The sequence below is a fragment of the Saccharothrix sp. ST-888 genome, from assembly GCF_000955975.1.
Taxonomy (GTDB): domain Bacteria; phylum Actinomycetota; class Actinomycetes; order Streptomycetales; family Streptomycetaceae; genus Kitasatospora.
In genome coordinates, this window is the sequence record NZ_JYJF01000004.1 from 66,326 (window position 1) to 86,264 (window position 19,939).

At 72.8% G+C, this 19,939-nt stretch carries 14 protein-coding genes and 1 tRNA gene; 12 read left to right on the plus strand and 3 right to left on the minus strand.

The annotated features are described in order from the left end of the window. Positions 1-54: 54 nt before the first annotated feature. Together UK12_RS39350 and UK12_RS03655 are read left to right on the plus strand one after the other, a co-directional pair. Complete coding sequence (locus UK12_RS39350) at positions 55-819, plus strand: small secreted protein (protein WP_156178515.1); 765 nt, start codon at positions 55-57, stop codon at positions 817-819. 204 nt (positions 820-1,023) lie between these two features. Then, complete coding sequence (locus UK12_RS03655) at positions 1,024-2,571, plus strand: DUF7059 domain-containing protein (RefSeq protein ID WP_045299377.1); 1,548 nt, start codon at positions 1,024-1,026, stop codon at positions 2,569-2,571. 85 nt (positions 2,572-2,656) lie between these two features. Here the strand turns inward: UK12_RS03655 and UK12_RS36280 are convergent, their stop codons facing one another. After that, on the minus strand, positions 2,657-3,304 hold the full coding sequence (locus tag UK12_RS36280; protein ID WP_052681476.1) for a hypothetical protein: 648 nt from the start codon (positions 3,302-3,304) through the stop codon (positions 2,657-2,659). Positions 3,305-3,467: 163 nt separating this feature from the next. Continuing rightward, the gene (locus UK12_RS03665) at positions 3,468-4,064 is read right to left on the minus strand and encodes a hypothetical protein (RefSeq protein ID WP_045299380.1); all 597 of its coding nucleotides are present in this window, start codon (positions 4,062-4,064) and stop codon (positions 3,468-3,470) included. A 259-nt stretch (positions 4,065-4,323) separates the two neighbouring features. Between UK12_RS03665 and UK12_RS03670 the strand changes: the two genes are divergently transcribed. The 10 genes from UK12_RS03670 to UK12_RS03715 all read left to right on the plus strand — a co-directional run bounded on the left by UK12_RS03670 (position 4,324) and on the right by UK12_RS03715 (position 19,499). Beyond that, positions 4,324-4,806, plus strand: a complete 483-nt coding sequence (locus tag UK12_RS03670; protein ID WP_045299382.1) for a DUF3592 domain-containing protein — start codon at positions 4,324-4,326, stop codon at positions 4,804-4,806. Positions 4,807-5,243: 437 nt separating this feature from the next. Then, positions 5,244-8,072 carry a type I DNA topoisomerase gene (gene topA / locus UK12_RS03675; protein WP_045299384.1) on the plus strand — a complete coding sequence of 943 codons (2,829 nt, stop codon included), beginning with the start codon at positions 5,244-5,246 and terminating at the stop codon, positions 8,070-8,072. A 156-nt stretch (positions 8,073-8,228) separates the two neighbouring features. Continuing rightward, entirely contained in the window at positions 8,229-11,519 is a 3,291-nt protein-coding gene (gene tmk, locus UK12_RS03680) for a dTMP kinase (RefSeq protein ID WP_045299386.1), read from the plus strand. Positions 11,520-11,657: 138 nt separating this feature from the next. Beyond that, a complete protein-coding gene (locus UK12_RS03685) occupies positions 11,658-12,881 on the plus strand; it encodes an acyltransferase family protein (RefSeq protein WP_197084525.1) in 1,224 nt (407 codons plus the stop codon). A gap of 45 nt (positions 12,882-12,926) precedes the next feature. Then, complete coding sequence (locus tag UK12_RS03690) at positions 12,927-14,138, plus strand: DNA polymerase III subunit delta' (protein WP_045299387.1); 1,212 nt, start codon at positions 12,927-12,929, stop codon at positions 14,136-14,138. 268 nt (positions 14,139-14,406) lie between these two features. Then, positions 14,407-15,531 (plus strand): alpha/beta hydrolase-fold protein, encoded by a 1,125-nt coding sequence (locus UK12_RS03695; protein WP_045299389.1) that lies wholly within the window; start codon positions 14,407-14,409, stop codon positions 15,529-15,531. 199 nt (positions 15,532-15,730) lie between these two features. After that, complete coding sequence (locus UK12_RS03700; protein WP_045299391.1) at positions 15,731-17,317, plus strand: alpha/beta hydrolase; 1,587 nt, start codon at positions 15,731-15,733, stop codon at positions 17,315-17,317. Between the two features lie 78 nt (positions 17,318-17,395). After that, on the plus strand, positions 17,396-18,064 hold the full coding sequence (gene leuE / locus UK12_RS03705; RefSeq protein WP_045299393.1) for a leucine efflux protein LeuE: 669 nt from the start codon (positions 17,396-17,398) through the stop codon (positions 18,062-18,064). Positions 18,065-18,170: 106 nt separating this feature from the next. Beyond that, a tRNA-Thr gene (locus UK12_RS03710) sits at positions 18,171-18,244 on the plus strand. Positions 18,245-18,461: 217 nt separating this feature from the next. After that, a complete protein-coding gene (locus UK12_RS03715) occupies positions 18,462-19,499 on the plus strand; it encodes a helix-turn-helix transcriptional regulator (RefSeq protein ID WP_045299395.1) in 1,038 nt (345 codons plus the stop codon). A 52-nt stretch (positions 19,500-19,551) separates the two neighbouring features. On the opposite strand, the gene UK12_RS03720 is transcribed toward UK12_RS03715, so the two are convergent. Continuing rightward, complete coding sequence (locus UK12_RS03720; protein ID WP_045299397.1) at positions 19,552-19,776, minus strand: hypothetical protein; 225 nt, start codon at positions 19,774-19,776, stop codon at positions 19,552-19,554. Positions 19,777-19,939 lie beyond the last annotated feature (163 nt).

Here is a 19,939-nt window from a genome sequence, read left to right on the forward strand (position 1 = left end):
ACAGGCGGCCGTGTAGGTTCGCAGGTCGATGACCGACACCGAAAGGGCTTCCCGGTGAAGAAGCGATTGCTGACCATATCCGCGCTCGGTGCGCTGCTGGCGTTCGGTGCCGTCGGGTGCGGTGGCAACGACAGCGCTACGCTCGACAACTGGGCGAAGAGCGTCTGTGACACCGCTCAGGACCCGATCGGCAAGTCCAGCGACGCCCTCGCCGACACCGGCAGGGTGAAGCCGGGAGAGGCCCCGGTGGACCTCCAGAAGCGGCTGTCGGCCGACCTCGCCGTGCTCGCGACCGCGAACCAGCAGCTGGCCGACGCGATCGACAAGGCGGGCGCACCGAAGGTGAGCGACGGCGCGAAGCTGCAGCAGGGCGCCGTGGACGAGCTCAAGCAGGCGACCCAGGGCTACCTCGACGTCCAGAAGAAGCTGAACGCGCTGCCCAACGCCGACCAGGCCCGGTTCGCGGACGGTCTCCGGAGCGTCGGCGACCAGGTCCAGCGGCTGGCCCAGCAGTCCACGTCCGCGCTGAAGAACATCCAGGCCGGTGATCTCGGGGCGGCGATCAGCAAGCAGTCCGGTTGCAAGGCCAAGCCGGGTGCGGGAGCGGCGACGGGCGGGGCGGCGGCCGGTACGGCGGGTGCGCCCACCGGGTCCGTCACCGGCACCGCCGGTGCCAGTCCCACGGCCAAGAGTGGAGCATCGTCGGCCTCACCATCCGCCTCCCCGTCGGTTGCCGAGTCCAGCGCGGCTCCCTCGGACGGCGCTTCGGCCTCCGCCTCCGCCCCCGCGTCACCGTCGGCCTCCTCGTCCGGAAACTGAGTCGCCCGGCAACTCCGGCAACTCCGGCAACTCCGGCAACTCGGCCGCCCGGCAACTGGGCCGTCTGGAAGCCGAGTCGCCCGAAAGTCGGGCGGCCCGGCTACCGGGCCACCCGGAGACCGAGCCACCCGGAAACGCGCTGCTCGGCAGTCAGGGGCTGTGCCGCGAGGTGGGTGGTGGCGGGGAACGGGGGACAATGGGCCGGTGACCAGTAGCCCCGTTCTTGACCCCAGCCGCCTCGCGAAGCTCCGTGAGGCGCTGCTCGCCGCCTCGTACACCGCCGACGGCTGCCTCGACCTGCTCGGGCCGACCGGCTACGCAGCCCTGGCCCGCAGCGAGGCGGTGCCCGCGCTGCGCGCGACCCGTGGCGGGAGCCCGCTGGAGACGTTGGTGCGGCTCTTCCTGCTCCAGCAGCCGGTCCCGTACGCGGCTGCCGCGGCGGCGCTGCCGATCGAGGACTGCCTGGCGGACGGTTGGCTGATCCGGGACGGTGAGACCGTACGGGCCACCGTGGACGTCCGCCCGTACGCCAACGAGGTCGAGGGCCTGCCGAGTGCGGACGCCTGGGTGGTCTCCGACCTGGGATGCGCGGTCGGCGGTGCCGGTGGCATCGGTTCGGGGGAGACCGCGCAGGGTGTGGCCCGCAAGGACCTGGTGCTCGGCGTCGGCGGTGCCTCCACCACGCTCGCCAACCTCGCCGTGCGGCGGCCGGTCCGCACCGCGCTCGACCTCGGTTCGGGCTCCGGCGTGCAGTCGCTGCACGCCGCCCGGCACGCGCAGCGGGTCACCGCCACCGACCTGAACCCGCGGGCCCTGCACTTCACCAGCCTGACCCTGGCCCTCTCCGGCTTCGAGAACGTCGAGGTGGCCGAGGGCAGCCTCTTCGAGCCGGTGACCCACGGGCAGTCCGGTCCGCGGAAGTTCGACCTGATCGTCTCCAACCCGCCGTTCGTGATCTCGCCCGGCAGCCGGTTCGTCTACCGTGACGGCGGGATGGCCGGTGACGATCTCTGCCGCAGCCTGGTCCGGGGAGCGGCCGCGCACCTGGAGCCGGGCGGGTACTGCCACCTGCTGGCCAACTGGCAGCACGTCAAGGGCGAGGACTGGCACGACCGTCTGGCGGGCTGGGTGGCCGGTACCGGGCTGGACGCCTGGGTGGTGCAGCGGGAGGTCCAGGACGCGGCCCAGTACGCCGAGTTGTGGCTGCGGGACGGCGGCGACCACCGCGGCCCCGGCTCCGACTACCAGACCCGCTACAACGAGTGGCTGGACGCCTTCGAGGCCGAGGGCGTGGAGGGCATCGGCTTCGGCTGGATCACCCTGCGGGCGGGCGGCGCGGACCGGCCGACCGTACGGATCGAGGAGTGGCCGCACCCGGTGGAGCAGCCGCTCGGCCCGCACATCGAGAGCTGGTTCGAGCGCCAGGACTTCCTGCGGACGCACGACGACGCGGCCCTGCTGGCCGCGCGCTACGTGCTGGCCGACGAGGTGGTCCAGGAGCAGGTCGGCCCGCCCGGGGCGGAGGACCCGGAGCATGTGATCCTCCGTCACAACCGGGGCATGCGGCGGGCGACCAAGGTGGACACGGTCGGCGCGGGCTTCGTCGGAGTCTGCGACGGGACGCTCACGGCCGGCGAGATCGTCGATGCCATCGCGCACCTGCTCGGCGAGGACCAGGTGCTGCTGCGCGACCGGGTGCCGGAGTCGCTGCGACTGCTGACCGAGCAGGGCTTCATCAACCCGGTTCTCTGACCGGCTGTTTGGCCGGACGGGTCGGCGCCCGCGCGGGAGCCGACCCGTCCGTGGGGGCCGACCCGGGTGCGGGGGGTCCGGCCGGTCACGGGTGGTAGAGCTCCGTGATGTGGGTGATGCGGCCGGAGCCGTCCACGGTGACGTCGTAGTTGCCGCCGAAGCAGGAGTACGGCCGGTCGACCGGGCGGTGGTGACCGCAGGCGTCGGCGTGCTGGAGCAGCTGCGGAAGCGGCACGGCGCGCTCGCCCACGCGGTCGTCCAGGACGACCAGTTCACCCTGGGCCCCGGAGGCGAAGCGGAACGCGGCGGGCGATCCGGCGGACTGGTAGTAGCCGTCGTTGTCCACGTCCGGACCGCAGATGAACTTCGTCGCCGTGGCGGACACCTCGGACGCCCCGACGTCGGCGCCGAGGATGTTGACCACCCGGTGGCCGGGGCGTTGCGCTGCCGTCGTGCAGTCCTCCGTCGGCTTCCCGGTGGAGGTCGGGCGCGCGGTGGCCGAGTGCGAGGCGGTCGGCTTGGCGGAGGCGGAGGCTGACGCCGAGGTGGACGCGGTGGTGGAGGTGGCGGCGGAGCCAGACGGAGGGGCGGACGCCACCACCGAGCCGGCGGAGGCGGCAGCGGAGACGGACCCGGCGGTGGCGGCCTTCTTGCCGTCGCTGCCGCAGGCGGTGAGGGTGAGGACGGCGGTGGCGAGCAGTGTTGCGGCCACCAGCGGGCGCTGAGCTGACATTCTGAATCCCCCTGGGTGTTCGGCCAGTTGGTGCGATCGGCCGAGGTGTGGCGTCCGGTACCTCTCTCCACGTGGCCGCTCGGGGCGGGGTTGCCGCCGTTCCGGAACTGTGACAGCCCGGTCGTTCGGTGCGGTCGGGCCGGACCGCCGGGGCGGAACGGGATCAGCCGGCCTCCGAGATCTCGACGATCTGACCGCCGGAGTCCACCTTGATGAGGAAGTAGTTGCCGTGGCAGCTGAACGGCTCTGCGACCGCGCCCACTTGGGTGCAGTCGTTGACGTGCTCGATCAGCCGGGAGATCGGCACCGTCGTGCTGCCGGTCCTGCCCGGACCGAGCAGTTCGGCGCTGACCTCGGTGGTCACCGAATAGCGGACCGCCGGGCCGCTCGCGGAGAACGTGGCGCCCTTCGGACCGCAGCCGAGGGCGGCGGCCGAGGCCCGCAGCTGCTCCTCGGGCTGCAGAACGCCCGACACCGCGTGGATCAGCTTGTAACCGGGCCGTACGAAGCCCGGATTGCAGGACGCCGCCGCAGACGCCGAGGCCGTCGGCGACGGACCGGCGGACGGACTGGAGGACGAACCGGAGGACGAACCGGGGCTGGGCGAGGCGACGATGGACCCGGACGGCGTCGCCGGTGCGCCGGACGAAGCCCCGGCCTCGGTGGCCGGTTGCGACCCGCAGGCTGCCACCGACAGCGAGAGAGCCAGTGCGGCACCGGCGAGCCCGGCGGTGCGGAGCGCCGGTCGGCGAACGAACATGACTGTGTCCCCCCGAAGTTCCCCTGAGCCCCGGGCGACTGCCCTGGGCCGTTTTCGGTAGTGCGGTCCGTGGAGTGCAGTCCGTGCAGGTGCAGTCCGTGCTGTGGCGCGCGTGGCAGTTCACCCGCCCGTCCCCCCGGTGTTCTCCACCGTACTTCGAACGTCACCCCCAGGTTGTCCCCGGGCTGCCACGCTCCGGTGCACCGGCTCCGGTGGCCGGACGGACAGCGGGGTGTGCACAGTGCGGGAGGAGACGTTCATGGAGACGCCGACGGCGACCACAGCAGGGTCCGTCCTCATCCTCTTCGGCGGCGCGTTGCTCGTCTGGTGCGCCCTTGAACTGCGCCTTCGCCACCATCTGCGCCGCCACGGAGTTCCGGCCACGGCCAGGGTCGTCGTGGACGGCGATCCGTACGGGGAACTCTACGGCGATCCGTACGGCGAGCTCGACACGGCTCCGCTGCTCTCGTACTGCACCCTGCCCACCGTCGGAGCGACGGGCATGGGCCAGGCCGAGTCGGTGCTCTCCCGGCCGCGCGGACACACCAGGCTGCGCCGCCCGGCCGAACTGGCCCCCGGGGCGGTGGTCCAGGTCGCCTACGACGCGCGCCGTCCGAGCCGGGTGGTTCTCGCGGCCTCCGAGACCAGGCCCTCCCTGCCCAGTGACGTCTTCTGGGCACTGCTCGGTACGAGTGCGCTCGCCGTCGGCCTGACCCTGATCGCGTCCGTCCTCACGGACTGAGCTCCCGGACCGAGCTCCCGGACTGATTCTTCCGGACCGAGTTCACGGGCCCGCACCTCGTCCACGGCCCCGCTCCGCCGCGCTGTCCGGCCCACTGCCCGGCCCGTTCTCCGGCCCGCTGCAGTGCGGGTTTCCCGGCTGATCGCACCTCAGCCGTCCGCGGCCCTTGATCGGCCGAATCCGGCCGCTGGCAGGCCCTCGCCACCCCTCCGCGCGGCACGACCGAGCATCGTCGGGTTACCGTTCGAGTGGCGTCGGTCGGCCTTGCCGGTGAAAAAGTGGGATCCGTCCGTTTGACAAGGGTGGCCAGGGTACGGTCACACTCCGCTGGTGGGGCCGTCGCGCAGCGGCAGCTCCGGACGGCGGTGGTCGGGCGGGACGTCTCCTTCGCCGGTGCGCCGCCCAGCACAGGAAACGACCGGGAGAGAAGAGCGAAGGTGTCCCCGAGCAGCGAGACCGCGCACGGCAAGCGACTCGTCATTGTCGAGTCGCCGGCCAAGGCGAAGACGATCAAGGGCTACCTCGGCCCCGGCTATGTCGTCGAGGCCAGCGTCGGGCACATCCGCGACCTGCCCGGCACTGCCGCCGAGGTCCCGGACAAGTACACCGGCGAGGTGCGCCGCCTCGGGGTCGACGTCGAGCACGACTTCGCCCCTATCTATGTGGTCAACGCGGACAAGAAGTCGCAGGTCACCAAGCTCAAGAGCCTGCTCGCGGAGTCCGACGAGCTCTTCCTCGCCACCGATGAGGACCGCGAGGGCGAGGCCATCGCCTGGCACCTGCAGGAGGTGCTGAAGCCCAAGGTGCCGGTGCACCGGATGGTCTTCCACGAGATCACCAAGGACGCCATCCAGGAGGCCGTCCGCAACCCGCGCGTGCTGAACCAGCGCCTGGTGGACGCCCAGGAGACCCGTCGGATCCTCGACCGCCTCTACGGCTACGAGGTCTCGCCGGTGCTCTGGAAGAAGGTCATGCCGAAGCTCTCGGCCGGCCGGGTGCAGTCGGTCGCGACCCGGCTGGTGGTCGAGCGCGAGCGTGAGCGGATCGCCTTCACCAGCGCCTCGTACTGGGACCTGACCGGCGTCTTCGGCACCGGCCGCACCGCCGCCGACGCCGCGAACCCGGAGACCTTCGGCGCCCGGCTGGCCGCCGTCGACGGGAAGCGGATCGCCAGCGGCCGCGACTTCGGCCAGGACGGCCGCCTGAAGACCGCCAACACCCTGCACCTGGACGAGATGGCCGCCCGTGCGCTGGCCGCCGCCCTGGAGCAGACCGCGTTCGCCGTCCGCAGCGTCGAGTCCAAGCCGTACCGCCGCTCGCCGTACGCGCCGTTCCGCACCACCACGCTCCAGCAGGAGGCCAGCCGCAAGCTGGGCTTCGGCGCGAAGCGGACCATGCAGGTGGCCCAGAAGCTGTACGAGAACGGCTTCATCACCTATATGCGTACCGACTCCACCACGCTCTCCGACACCGCGATCGCCGCCGCCCGCGCCCAGGTCACCCAGCTCTACGGTGCGGACTACCTGCCGAGCGCGCCGCGCACGTACGCGTCCAAGGTCAAGAACGCCCAGGAGGCGCACGAGGCGATCCGCCCCTCCGGCGACCGCTTCCGCACGCCCGCCGAGACCGGCCTGTCCGGTGACGACTTCCGGCTCTACGAGCTGATCTGGATGCGCACCGTCGCCTCCCAGATGAAGGACGCCGTCGGCCAGTCGGTCACCGTCAAGGTCGGCGGCCGCGCCTCGGACGGCCGGGACGTCGAGTTCTCCGCCTCCGGCAAGATCATCACCTTCCACGGCTTCCTCAAGGCCTACGTGGAGGGCGCCGACGACCCGAACGCCGAGCTGGACGACCGCGAGCGCCGCCTGCCGCAGGTCACCGAGGGCGACCCGCTGGCCGCCGAGCAGCTCACCCCGGAGGGCCACGCCACCAAGCCGCCGGCCCGCTACACCGAGGCCTCGCTGGTCAAGGAGCTGGAGGACCGCGAGATCGGCCGTCCCTCCACCTACGCCTCGATCATCGACACCATCATCGGGCGCAAGTACGTCTTCAAGAAGGGCACGGCGCTCGTCCCGTCCTTCCTCTCCTTCGCCGTGGTGAACCTGCTGGAGAAGCACTTCGGCCGCCTGGTCGACTACGACTTCACCGCCAAGATGGAGGACGACCTCGACCGCATCGCCGCAGGTGAGGCGCAGTCCGTCCCGTGGCTGAAGCGCTTCTACTTCGGTGAGGGCGAGGGCGCCGGCGTCGCCGCCGAGGCCGGGAACGGCGACGGCGACCACCTCGGCGGCCTCAAGGAACTGGTCACCGACCTCGGCGCGATCGACGCCCGGGAGATCAGCTCCTTCCCGGTCAGTGACGAGATCGTGCTGCGGGTCGGCCGGTACGGGCCGTACGTCGAGAAGGCGTCGAAGGTCGCCGACGAGCCCGGCCAGCGCGCCGACATCCCCGACGAGCTGCCGCCGGACGAGCTGACCGTCGAGCTCGCCGAGGAGCTGCTGGCCAAGCCCAGCGGTGACTTCGAGCTGGGCGCCGACCCGGTCAGCGGCAACATGCTGGTGGCCAAGGACGGCCGGTACGGCCCGTACGTCACCGAGATCCTGCCCGAGGGCACGCCCAAGACCGGCAAGAACGCGGTCAAGCCGCGCACCGCCTCGCTGTTCAAGACGATGTCCCTGGACACCGTCACCCTGGACGACGCCCTCAAGCTGCTCTCGCTGCCCCGGGTGGTCGGCAGCGACCCCGAGGGCAACGAGATCACCGCACAGAACGGCCGCTACGGCCCGTACCTCAAGCGCGGCACCGACTCGCGCTCGCTCACCAGCGAGGACCAGCTCTTCACCGTCACCCTCGACGAGGCGCTGGCGATCTACGCCCAGCCCAAGCAGCGCGGCCGGGCCGCCGCCGCCCCGCCGCTCAAGGAGCTCGGGACGGACCCGGTCAGCGAGCGCCCGGTGGTCGTCAAGGACGGCCGCTTCGGCCCGTACGTCACCGACGGCGAGACCAATGCGACGCTCCGCAAGGACGACGAGGTCGAGACCATCACGCCCGAGCGCGGCTACGAGCTGCTCGCCGAGAAGCGGGCGCGCGGACCGGTGAAGAAGGTGGCCAAGAAGGCTCCGGCCAAGAAGACCACCGCGGCGAAGAAGACCACGGCGGCGAAGAAGACCACGACGGCGAAGAAGACCGTCGCGAAGAAGACCACCACGGCGGCGGCGAAGAAGACCACGGCCAAGAAGACCGCCGCCTCGTCCGAGGAGAGCTGAGCCGTAGCCAGGATCGGCCCGTGAGTCCCGGTGACGGGGTTCACGGGCCGTCGTCCGTCCGGTGGACGGGGTCGGTAGCGTCACAACCCTGTCATGAGCGTCTGTCGGGGCCCGTTCCCAGGCTCTGCCACAGGGCCCGACCGCTACCCTGACCGTATGACGAGCGAGGAGCAGCCCACCGGCACGAGCGCCGCCCTACCCAGGTTCCCCGAGGCGGCCCCGGCCGGGACTCCCGGAGAACGGGCCCGCGCGCTGCTGCGGTTGCGCCCCTACCGTCGGCTCTGGACGGCCCAGCTCATCGGCGGCACCGGCGACCGGCTCGGCCTGCTGGCGCTGCTCGCGCTGACCTGGGCCGCGGCGATCTTCGGGGGCCAGTTCGGCCACGGCTACCGGGCGCAGGCGCTCGCGGTGGCCGTCGTACTCGGCGTCCGGGTGCTCGCCACGCTGCTGTTCGGGGCGGCGCTGCTCGGTCCGGTGCACAGTCTGGCGGCCGGGAAGCTGGACCGCCGCTGGGTGCTGTTCGGGGCCGACGCGTTCCGTGCCGTGCTGATCGGCATCGCCCCGTGGTGGCTTGCCTGGAGCCCGGGGTCCGCGACCTACCTGCTGCTCGGCACGGTCTTCCTGACCGGTGCCGCCGAGCGGGTCTGGTCGGTCGCCAAGTCGGCCGCCGTGCCGTCGCTGCTGCCGCCCGCCGACTCCGCCGCCGCTCCCTCGGAGCAGCGGCCGTCCGCCTCCAGCCTGGACGCCGTACGCATCCTGGACATGCGCACCGGCTGGGCGACCGTTCCGCTGGCGGCCCTCGCGCTGGTGGCGTTCACGCTGGTCAACAACGTCTTCGCGGCGCTCGGCTCGCACTGGCTGCGGACCCACCAGGTCACCTCGGCCGGTGTCGGCGCGGCCCTGCTGCTGGCCGCCTCCGCCGTCCTGGTCTTCCTGCAGGAGCTGCCCAGCGGTACGGCTGCGGCGCCGCGTTCCCCGCTCCAGGGACTGCGCGCCCCCACCGACGCCACCCCGGGACCGGCGCTGCGCAAGGGCCGCACCGGCTCCGCCCCGTACTTCACCTTCGCGGTCGCCGCCGCCTACGCCTCGATGGCGGGCGTCGGCGCGCTCGGGCTGCTGACCGCCGTCGACCACCGGGCCGGCCCGATCGGGTTCGGCCTGCTGGTGTTCGCCGCGGCCGGTGCCCCCGCGCTCGGCGTCCGGCTGACCCGGGCCACGCTGCCCTCGCTCTCCAGGCGCCGCCTGCTCGCGCTGGCCCTGCTCACCGAGGGCGTGGCGCTGATCCTGGCCGGCCTGGTGCTGGACTTCGTCCTGGTGCTGCTGCTCACCGTGCTGGCCGGGCTGGCCGCCGGTGTCGTGATCGCCACCGGCCGGACGCTGCTCGCCCAGGAGGTCGAGGAGATCCGGCTCCCCAAGGTCACCGAGCACCTGTACGCGGTGCTGCGGGCCGTGGTGGGCGCCGCGCTGGTCGTCGTCCCGCTGATCGCCGCCGGGTACGGCGAGGTCCAGTACGGCGAGATCAGGCCCGGTGGCTTCACCTTCATCCACGACGGGGCCGCGCTGGCCATCGCCACCGCCGGGCTGCTGACCATGGTGCTGGCGGCGGTCGTGCTGCTGAAGACCGACGACCAGCGGGGCAGCGTCCCGCTCGGCCGTGAGCTGGTGCAGTCGCTGCGCGGCGGGGCGCCGCTGGCACCGCACCGGGTGAGCGGAACCGGTTTCTTCATCGCGCTGGAGGGCGGCGACGGCGCCGGGAAGTCCACCCAGGCGAACGCGCTCGCGGAGTGGATCCGCAGCAAGGGCCACGAGGTGGTGCTCACCCGTGAGCCCGGCGGCAGCCCGATCGGGCAGCGGCTGCGCGCGCTCGTCCTGGACGTCGGCAACACCGGCCTCTCGCACCGCGCCGAGGCACTGATCTACGCGGCCGACCGGGCCGAGCACGTCGAGAACGTCATCCGGCCCGCGCTGGAGCGCGGTGCCGTGGTGATCACCGACCGCTACATGGACTCCTCCATCGCCTACCAGGGCGCGGGCCGCGACCTGGCGGCCACCGAGGTCGCCCGGATCTCCCGCTGGGCCACCGGCGGACTGGTCCCCGACCTGACGGTGGTGCTGGACGTCGACCCGACCAAGGCCCGGGAGCGCTTCACCGAGGCGCTGGACCGGCTGGAGTCCGAGCCGACCGAGTTCCACAGCCGGGTGCGGGCCGGGTTCCTCGCCCTGGCCGCCGCCGACCCGGCGCGCTACCTGGTGGTGGACGGCAGCCAGCAGCCCGCCTTCGTGACCACCGCGATCCGCCACCGGCTCGACCGCGAGCTGCCGCTCTCCGCCCAGGAACGGGCCGCCCAGGTCGAGCAGGAGCGCCTGGCCCGCGAGGAGGCCGCCCGGCGGGCCGCCGAGGAGGCCCGCAAGAAGGCCGAGGAGGAAGCCGCCGAGCGCAAGCGCCAGGAACTGCTGGAGCAGCTGCGCGCCGAGCAGGCCGAGAAGGAGCGCCAGGCCAAGCTGGAGGCCGAGCGGGTCGCCGCCGAGGAGGCGAAGAAGGCGGCCGAGGAGGCCAGGCTCAAGGCGGAGGCCGAGGCGGAGCGACGCGCCGAGGAGGAGGCCGCCCGACAGGCCGAGCTCGCTGCCAAGCGGAGGGCCGAGGAGGCCGAGCGGGAGCGGCTCGCCGCCGAGGCGGCGGCACAGGCGGAGCTCCAGCGCCAGCGCGACCTGCAGCGGGCCGAGCAGCGGCGGCGGGCGGAGGAGGCGCTCCAGCGCGCCGAGGCGGCCAGGCTGGCGGAGGAGACCCGGGCGGCCGAGGCCGCTGCGGCCGCAGCAGCGGCGGCGCAGGCCGCGGCCGAGGCTGACGCGCCGACGGTCGACGCTGTGACGGTGACCTCGACGGTGGAGCTGCCGAAGGTCGGCGGTACCGAGGAGATCACCCAGGAGATCTCCGAGCGGGAGCGGCAGGCTGCGGTCCGGGCGGCGGAGGCTCGGGCGGCGGAGGCTCTCAAGGCTCGGGCCGCGGACGAGACCGCGGTGCTGCCGACGGTTCCGCCCGCCGACGAGACCGCCGTGCTGCCGCGGGTGGAGCCGGAGCGGCCGCAGGCGCGGTCCGGCTCCACCGGCAGCGGAGCACGGACCTCCTGGGGGAAGCCGGGCGGCGGCTCGCCGGCCGGGTCCGGGGCGGCCGGTGCCGCCGGACCGGTCGAGCACCGGGTGCCGCCGGGCCTGTGGCGGGGCGAGCAGTCGTCCGACCGGGAGCCCGCCACGGAGGTGACCAGGGAACTGCCCTCGGTCGAGGCCGACCAGGCCCCGTCCTGGGAGACCCCGGCGGAGGACGCTCCCAGCCTCACCGACACCCTGCTGGGCTCGCGCGAGGAGTGGGAGCACGCCAAGCAGCCGGACCCCGAGGGCCCGCAGGACGGCCGCGGCAAGGGCCGCCGGTGGCGCGGGGGCCGGGACTAGCGGCTGTCCGGGGGCGCAAGGGCCTGCGCCCCCGGTAGTGCTTCGACGAACGACCCGGGGGCAGGAAGCGGCGCCGGATTCTGAGAGACTGCTACGCCCGTCCCGTCCGTTCTGCCCGGCGCCTAGGAAGTCATCGCAGTGATAGCCACCGACCCTGCCCCGAAGACGCCAGTGCGCGCAGGGCGGCTCGCCGCGCTGGACGGCCTGCGGTTCGCCGCCGCGCTGATGGTGGTGATGTACCACTACCTGGCCTACGGCTCGGACTGGGGCCGCCCGCGCGCCGAGATCTTCCCGGTGCTGCACCTGCCCGCCTCGTACGGGTGGCTGGGGGTGCAGCTGTTCTTCCTGATCAGCGGGTTCGTGATCTGCCTGAGCGGCTGGGGCCGCTCGCTCTCCGACTTCTTCACCTCCCGGGTGATCCGGCTGTTCCCGGCCTACTGGCTGGCCGTGCTGGTGACCACGCTGGTGCTGGCGCTCATCCAGGGCGGCACGGCGCCGCGCGGCTGGCAGGACGTGTTCACCAACCTGACCATGTTCGAACATCCGTTCGGTGCCCCGTATGTGGACGCCGTGTACTGGAGCCTGTGGGCGGAGGCCAGGTTCTACCTGATCTTCGCCCTGGTGGTCTGGCGCGGACTGACCTACCGCCGGGTGCTGACCTTCTGCATGGTCTGGCTGGCCGCCGGGGTGCTGGCGTACGGCCTGCCGAACGAGGGCCTGCTGCAGCTGATGGTGATGCCCGAGTACTGCTGGTTCTTCGTCGGCGGCATCGCCTTCTACCTGATGCGGCGGTTCGGCCAGGACCTGCTGCTCTGGCTGCTGGTCGGCTTCACCTACCTGGCCGGGGTACGGGCGGTACAGCCCACCTTCCAGTTCGTGCAGCGGAACACCGCGTACCACCTGCCCGACCTGGCCGTGCCGGCCGTGCTCGCGGTGTGCTACCTGCTGATGGCCGGGGTGGCCCTCGGCTGGTTCGACCGGATCGACTGGCGCTGGCTCACCACCGCCGGAGCCGTCACCTATCCGCTCTACCTGCTGCACGAGTACATCGGGTGGGAGCTGATCGAGAAGCTCCGGTACCGGGTGAACCCGTGGCTGCTGGTGAGCGCCCTGCTGGTGCTGATGCTCGCGGCCTCCTGGCTGGTGAACCGCTACGTCGAGCGGCCGCTCTCGCGCTGGATGAGGCGGCACCTGCGGAACTCCTTCGCCCGGGTCAGGGCCATCGACGAGCAGGCGGCGAAGGATCGGGCCGCAGCCGGGCGCCGGGTGCCGGGCCGGACCGAACCGGTGGAGCCGGCCGGGCCCGAGCCGTTGCCGGAGCAGCAGCCTGCGGGGGAGCCCGTTGTCGGCCTGCGGCGCTAGGCTCGATCGGAGACGAGGAGTACCGGTGGTCGGCGGGAGCGCGGCGTGAGTGTGTGGGACGACCTGGTCGGCCAGGATCGGGTGGTCGAGCAGCTGACGGCGGCCGCCCGGTCCGCGCGGGCCACTGTGGCCGCAGGGCGTTCGGCTGCGCCGGAGCCGGGCGGGAACGCCTCGCTGATGACGCACGCCTGGCTGTTCACCGGTCCGCCGGGCGCCGGGCAGACCACCGCCGCACGGTCCTTCGCCGCCGCGCTCCAGTGCACCAGCCCGGACCTGGACCTGGGCGGCGTGCCCGGTTGCGGGTTCTGCGACGGCTGCCACACCGTGCTCTCCGGCAGCCACGCCGATGTGAAGTTCGTACGGACCGACGGTCTGTCGATCGGTGTCGGCGACATGCGCGACCTCGTCCTGCGCGCCTCCAGCTACCCGACCGGCGGGCGCTGGTCGGTGATCCTGGTGGACGCCGCCCACCGACTCACCGAGGCGGCGGCGAACGCGCTGCTGAAGGGCGTCGAGGAGCCGTCGCCGAGGACGGTCTGGCTGCTCTGCGCGCCGTCCGTGCAGGACGTGCTGCCCACCATCCGCTCCCGCTGCCGGCTGCTGGTGCTGCGCACCCCGGCGGCCGAGGCGGTCGCTGACACGCTGGTGCGGCGGGACGGCGTCGAACCGGAGACCGCCCGGCTGGCGGCGCTGGCCGGACAGGGCGACGTGGAGCGTTCGCGCCGGCTGGCGGTGGACGAGCAGGCCCGCGCCCGCCGCCTCGACGTGCTGCGCATCCCGCTGGAGGTCGCGGACATCGGCGGCTGCCTGACCGCCGCCCAGCGGCTGGTGGACACCGCCAAGGCCGACGCCGAGGCGCTGGCCGAGACCCAGGACGCCAAGGAGACCGACGACCTCAGGGCCGCGTACGGCGCCGCCGAGGGCAGTCGGGCACCGCGCGGCATGGCGGGTGCGGTGAAGGAGCTGGAGAAGCGCCAGAAGAGCCGGGCCACCCGGACCAGGCGCGAGACCCTGGGGGTCGCTCTGCTCGACCTGCTCGGCTTCTACCGGGACGTGCTCGCCGTCCAGCTCGGCTCGACGGGCGCCCTTGCCAACGAGGACCAGCGGTCGGCGCTCGCCAAGGTCGCGGCGGCCGGGGCACCGGAGAACACGCTGCGCCGGATCGAGGCGGTGCTCGCCTGTCGGCAGGCGCTGGACCGCAACGTGGACCCGCTGCTCGCGGTCGAGGCGATGACGGTGGCCCTGCGGGCCGGTTGAGGCCCCGCCGACGGTTTCGGACCCCCGCGTCGAGGGGCGGACCGTCCCCGTGTCCCCGCGCCCCGGGCGGTCCGGCCGAGTGATCGGCCGGTCGCGTGACGAAGGTATCGGCGGCTCGCTCGTTCGAGTGAACGTCGGGGCGGGTCAGGGAGCCCAGCACGCTGCACACCCGCGCGTCTTGCACCCTGTGGACCGAGTCCGCTGCGGTGGTCCGCGCCGCTGATGGCCGGACCGGGGCGGTGCCGGTCCTCCCGAGGTGGTGCGTCCTATGACCCGTCCGCTCCTCGTCGTTCCCCTGCTGGTGGCGGCTGTCGCCGGGGCCTGGTTGCTCAGGTCCGCCTTTCTCCGCTGGCGCGACCTGCGGGTGGCCCAGACGTACGAGCTGGCGGCCGAGCAGCGCCCGCTGCTGCTGCGGGTCGGCGGTGCGATGGTCTGCGGGATGTGCGTGACGGCGCTGGCCGTGACCGTCTCCCTGGACAGCCGGACCGGGCGATCCGCGCAGCAGGCCGGTGCGGTGGCCGCTCCGGAGACGGCCGCCGCCGAACGGAGTCCGGCACCGCCTCCGGCCGCCCCCTCGTCCGGCCCGCCGTCCCCGGCGGCGGCCTCGCCCTCCCGTACGGTCCCGCCGGTGGTCACCCAGTTCAAGGCGGTCGGGCAGCCGGCCGAGGGGGAGCTGCTGGAGGGTGCGGTGGCCGGTCTGGACGGGCGCCCGCGCACGGTACGGGTCTGGCTGCCGGCGCAGTACAAGGAGGACCCGAACGCCCGGTTCCCGGTGATCGTGCTGCACGCGGGTAGCGCCAGGACCACCGCCGACGCCGAACTCCCGGACGTCTTCGACGGGGTCGCCTCGGCGGTGAAGCTGGGCCGGTCCCGGCCGTTCGTGGTGGTCGTCCCGCAGGCGCCGACCGGTACCGCCCGGCCCTGCGAGCTGGTGGCCGCCGCTCCGCAGGCCGTGGCCGACGACACCGCGCTGCGGGCCGCCGTCGGTGCCGCGTTCCGCACTCTTCCGCCGGGACCCGGCGACTGGGGGACCCTCGGCATCGAGACCGGCGCCCCGTGCGCGGTCGCCGCCGGGCTGGCCCGTCCCGACCTGTACGGCGCGGCTGCCGCCGTCTCCGGCCGCTACGACGCGGCTGCCCTCACCCAGACCGGCGCCGACGCGCCCGGCACGGCCGCCGCCAAACTGCTGCTCGCCGCCGCCAAGAGCGACGCCGCCGGGCTGGACTCCGCCCGCAAGCTCCAGAGCGCCCTGCACAGCGGTAGGGGCCGCGCCGCGCAGGCCGACGTCAAGGTCTCCGACATCGTCCAGGACTACACGCCGGAGCGGGTCCGGCTGCGGCTGGTCCGGGTCGCGGTGCAGTACCTGGCGGAGAGCCTTGCCAAGCCCGCGTAGCGACTCGGCGCGGTCGCCGGCCGGGGGGACGGCACTGGGCCGGGGGGTGCCGCCGGATGGGCTGTTCCCCGCCCGGCCGTCCTCGGAGTGCCGGGCGCAGCGGGTACGGCCGGTTACGCTCTGCTGAGCCGGGCGGTGATCACCGACTCGGCGAGCCGAGCGACCTCGTGGTCGGTGCCCGATGGGAGAGAGAGCCTCCATGCGAGCTGTCCGGTCGACCCGTGTCCTGCCCGCTGCGGTGGCCGCCGCCGCGCTGCTGCTGGCCGGCTGCAGTTCGGGCGGCGGGCCGTCGGACTCCAGCGCCGGTTCGGTGTCGGGCTCCGAGGGCGGTGCCGCGCAGGGCCGGGACGCCAGGCCGCTGGAGCCGCTTCCCGCCGCGATCCCGGCCGACCTTTCCTCGTACTACGCGCAGAAGCTCGGCTGGCAGCCCTGCGACGAGGAGTTCGAGTGCACCACCTTCAAGGTGCCGCTCGACTACGCGGACCCGGGCGGCGGCGACATGACCCTGAGCGCCGTCCGCAAGCCCGCCGGCGGCGGGGTACCCGCGCAGGGTTCGCTGCTGCTCAACCCGGGCGGGCCCGGCGGGTCGGCGATCGAGTACCTGGAGGGCTCGGTCAACAGCTTCGACCCCGGGTTGCGTGCCGCGTACAACCTGGTCGGGCTGGACCCGCGCGGTGTCGGCCGCAGTTCCCCGGTGACGTGCCTGGACGGCCCGCAGATGGACGCGTTCACCGCGACCGACATGACCCCAGACGACCAGAGCGAGATCAGCGCGCTGGTCACCGCGGACAAGGCCTTCGCCGCCGGCTGCCAGAAGCAGTCCGGCAGCTTCCTCGGGAATGTCAGCACCGTGGAGTCGGCCAGGGACATGGATGTGCTGCGCGCCCTGCTCGGTGACGACAAGCTGCACTTCCTCGGCAAGTCGTACGGCACCTTCCTCGGCGCCACCTACGCCGGGCTCTACCCCAGCCGGGTCGGCCGGATGGTGCTGGACGGGGCGATCGACCCGTCCCTCGACTCGCTGGCCGGCAACGAGGCCCAGGCCGGCGGATTCGAGATCGCCTGGTCCGCCTTCGCCAAGGACTGCATCACCCACGACGACTGCCCCGTGGGCAGGACCGAGCAGCAGGCCGGGGAGGAACTCGACGCCCTGCTGAAGCGGATCGACGCCCAGCCGCTGCCCGCCGAGTCCGGCCGCAAGCTCACCGCGTCCCTGGCGGTCTCCGGAGTCATCCAGACGATGTACGCCGAGTTCCTCTGGCCCTCACTGCGCACGGCGCTCACCGCCGCCAAGGCGGGGGACGGCACCCCGCTGCTCAAGCTCTCCGACAGCTACTACCAGCGCTCGCCGGACGGCAGCTACGCCAATCTGATGTTCGCCAACACCGCGGTCAACTGCCTCGACCTGCCCGCGCCCTTCGCCGACCCGGAGGCCGTCCAGAAGGCGCTGCCCACCTTCGAGAAGGTCTCCCCGCACTTCGGCCGCGACATGGCCTGGATGTCCCTCTCCTGCGCCTACTGGCCGCGCAAGGCCACCGGCGCGCCGCACACCATCCGCGCCGCCGGCGCACCCCCGATCGTGGTCGTCGGCACCACCCGCGACCCCGCCACCCCGTACGTCTGGGCGCAGTCGCTGGCCACCCAGCTGGAGTCCGGCCGCCTGCTGACCTACGACGGTGACGGCCACACCGCGTACGGGCGGCGCAACGCCTGCATCGACAACGCCGTCAACAGCTACCTGCTGGGGGGGAACGCCCCGAGCGCGGGGATGCGCTGCGCCAAGTAATCTCCGTTTCCGGCCGACGCTACTGACGGATACGATGGCGCGTCCCCACCGTCCCCGTATCCGCTCTGGGAGCGCACCGTGCTCGGAGTCAACGACCTGGCGACCTACGTCCTCGGCGCCCTGGTCATCGTCCTGCTGCCGGGACCGAACTCGCTGTACGTCCTGTCCGTCGCCGCCCGCAAGGGCATTCGCACCGGCTACCGCGCCGCCGCCGGAGTCTTCCTCGGCGACCTCACCCTGATATCGCTGACCTCGCTCGGCGCCGCCTCGCTGCTGCGGGCCAACCCCGCGGTCTTCCTGGTGGTCAAGCTGGGCGGTGCGGCGTACCTGCTCTGGATCGGCGTCGGGATGCTCCGTGCGGCCCGCCAGCTCTGGCGCGAACACCGGGCCGCCGCGGAGCGGGACGGTGCGGCGGGGGCGGCCGAGGAGGCCATCGAGCCCGACGCGGAGCGCCCGTTCCGCCGGGCCCTGGTGGTCAGCCTGCTCAACCCGAAGGCCATCCTCTTCCTGCTCTCGTACTTCACCCAGTTCGTCGACCCCTCGTACGGGCAGCCGGTCTTCTCCTTCGCTCTGCTCGGCGGCATCCTGCAGACGTTCAGCCTGCTCTACCTCTCCCTGCTGATCTTCGCGGGGACCACGCTGGCCAACGCCTTCCGCCGCCGCAAGCGCCTCTCGGCGGGCCTCACCAGCGCCGTCGCCGTCCTCTTCGCGGGCTTCGCCGCCAAGCTCGCCGTCTCCTCCGCCTGAGCCGCAGGCGGGAGCGGGTACGGACCCCGCCCGGAATGTGTGTAGACTTGCGCCCGTTGTCAGTGCGACGATCAACCTTCCAGGTCAGGTCCCGCCCGACGGCGGTGCCGCCTTAGCTCAGTTGGCCAGAGCAACGCACTCGTAATGCGTAGGTCGCGGGTTCGAATCCCGCAGGCGGCTCAGCGCGAAGCCCAGGTCGATTCCGTATCGGCCTGGGCTTCTTCCGTTCCTGCCGGCTTTCGGTGCCGCGTCTCCCGTGCTGGCGCACCTTCCCGCAACTCGCCCCTGCGGCAGCCGGGTTGTCCGAACTGTGCAGGATCTACCGCTGTGCGGCACGACCGATACGCTGTTGGCGCCCTCACCAAGAGACCAGGCAGCGGCACTATGAGGGGGAGTAGTGGAAGCACAGCACGTCGGGGCGTTCGACGCAGCGTGTCGGCTGGAGGACATCGACACGACCGTGTACGGCTGGGTGCTCAGGCACCGCGCGTCCGACCGGGCCGCCCTCGCCGCCGCCATCGGGATCAGCCAGGACGAGGCCGAGCGCAGTGTGGAGCGGCTGCTGCGGGCCAGGCTGCTGCACGCGGCCCCGGACGCCCCCCACGAGCTCTTCGCGGTCGCGCCGGAGACCGCGGCGGCGCAGCTGGCCGCTCCGGTGGAGGCCCGGATCCGGGAACAGCAGGGGGTCCTCGCGGAGATACGGCAGGGGCTCGACCGCTTCGCCCCGTACTACCAGCGCCACCAGGCGCCGTGCGAGGCGCTCGAGTTGCTGGAGAACGTCCAGGACGTCCGCAACACCCTCAACCAGGCGTCCGACCGCTGCCGCATGGAGGTGCTCACCAGTCAGCCGGGCGGCGGAGCCCGGGTCCCGGAGGCGATGCAGGACGCGCTGGTGCGCGACCAGGCGATGCTGGAGCGCGGGATCCAGCTCCGAACGCTCTACCACCACACGGCCCGCTTCAACGGCCCGAGCCAGGCCTACGTCGCCGCCGCGTCGGCCTTGGGCGGCCAGTACCGCACCGCGCACGAGCTGTTCGGCCGGCTCATCGTCTTCGACCGCGAGCTCGCCTTCATCCCGGTGAAGGACGACAGTTGGGGAGCTGTCGTGATCCGCGAACCGTCCACGGTGGCGTATCTGTGCGAGATCTTCGAGCAGACCTGGGACCGGGCCACCCCCTTCGTCGACGCGGTCAGCCAGGGGCTCGAAGAGGTCTCCCGGGAGATCCACGAGACGATCGTCAGGCTGCTCGCGGCCGGACTCAAGGACGAGGCCATCGCCCGTCGCCTCGGCATGTCGCTGCGCACGGCGCGACGCCATATCGCCGACATCATGGAGGAGTTGGGGGCTGCGAGCCGCTTCCAGGCCGGCGCCCAGGCCTCCGCCCGGGGGCTGCTGGGCCCGGGCGGCCTCTCCGTGGCGCAGAGTTCGCCCTGATCGCCCCGCCACCGGGGGGATGTCGAGAGAGCAGGCCGGACCGGGTCTCGGGTCAGCCGCCCCACGACGTGTCGCCGCACGGGCCCGCCCGCCGCACGTCGAGGGAGTCGGCCTCGAGCACGGCCAGCCTGTTGACGGTGAAGCTCACCGCGCCGCCGCCGTGGCCCGGCTTGCACTCGATGTGGCTGGAGCCGCCCGCCGCCGAGGCCGTGGCGACCGGCTGGACGGCCAGTGCGGCCAGGACGACGGAGGTGGAGAGGACGAGACGCTTCAGCATGGATCCCCCTGGTGAAGTGCAGTGGCATGAGCGGTTGTCGGGCCACTCGGTCGCTGTGGTGTGCAAGGCCAACCCTGTCCCACTGCGGCGCCGTTTGTCGGGGATCGGGCCCGTCACCAAGTTGCGTGTCCATAAAGTGAAGGGGGAACGATGACGACTTTCC

Excerpts from the sequence above, each read along its gene's own strand:
- UK12_RS36280 (WP_052681476.1), bottom strand. The coding sequence starts at position 3,304 with ATGTCAGCTCAGCGCCCGCTGGTGGCCGCAACACTGCTCGCCACCGCC.
- UK12_RS03665 (WP_045299380.1), bottom strand. The coding sequence starts at position 4,064 with ATGTTCGTTCGCCGACCGGCGCTCCGCACCGCCGGGCTCGCCGGTGCC.
- UK12_RS03670 (WP_045299382.1), top strand. The coding sequence starts at position 4,324 with ATGGAGACGCCGACGGCGACCACAGCAGGGTCCGTCCTCATCCTCTTC.
- tmk (WP_045299386.1), top strand. The coding sequence starts at position 8,229 with ATGACGAGCGAGGAGCAGCCCACCGGCACGAGCGCCGCCCTACCCAGG.
- UK12_RS03695 (WP_045299389.1), top strand. The coding sequence starts at position 14,407 with ATGACCCGTCCGCTCCTCGTCGTTCCCCTGCTGGTGGCGGCTGTCGCC.
- UK12_RS03700 (WP_045299391.1), top strand. The coding sequence starts at position 15,731 with ATGCGAGCTGTCCGGTCGACCCGTGTCCTGCCCGCTGCGGTGGCCGCC.
- UK12_RS03720 (WP_045299397.1), bottom strand. The coding sequence starts at position 19,776 with ATGCTGAAGCGTCTCGTCCTCTCCACCTCCGTCGTCCTGGCCGCACTG.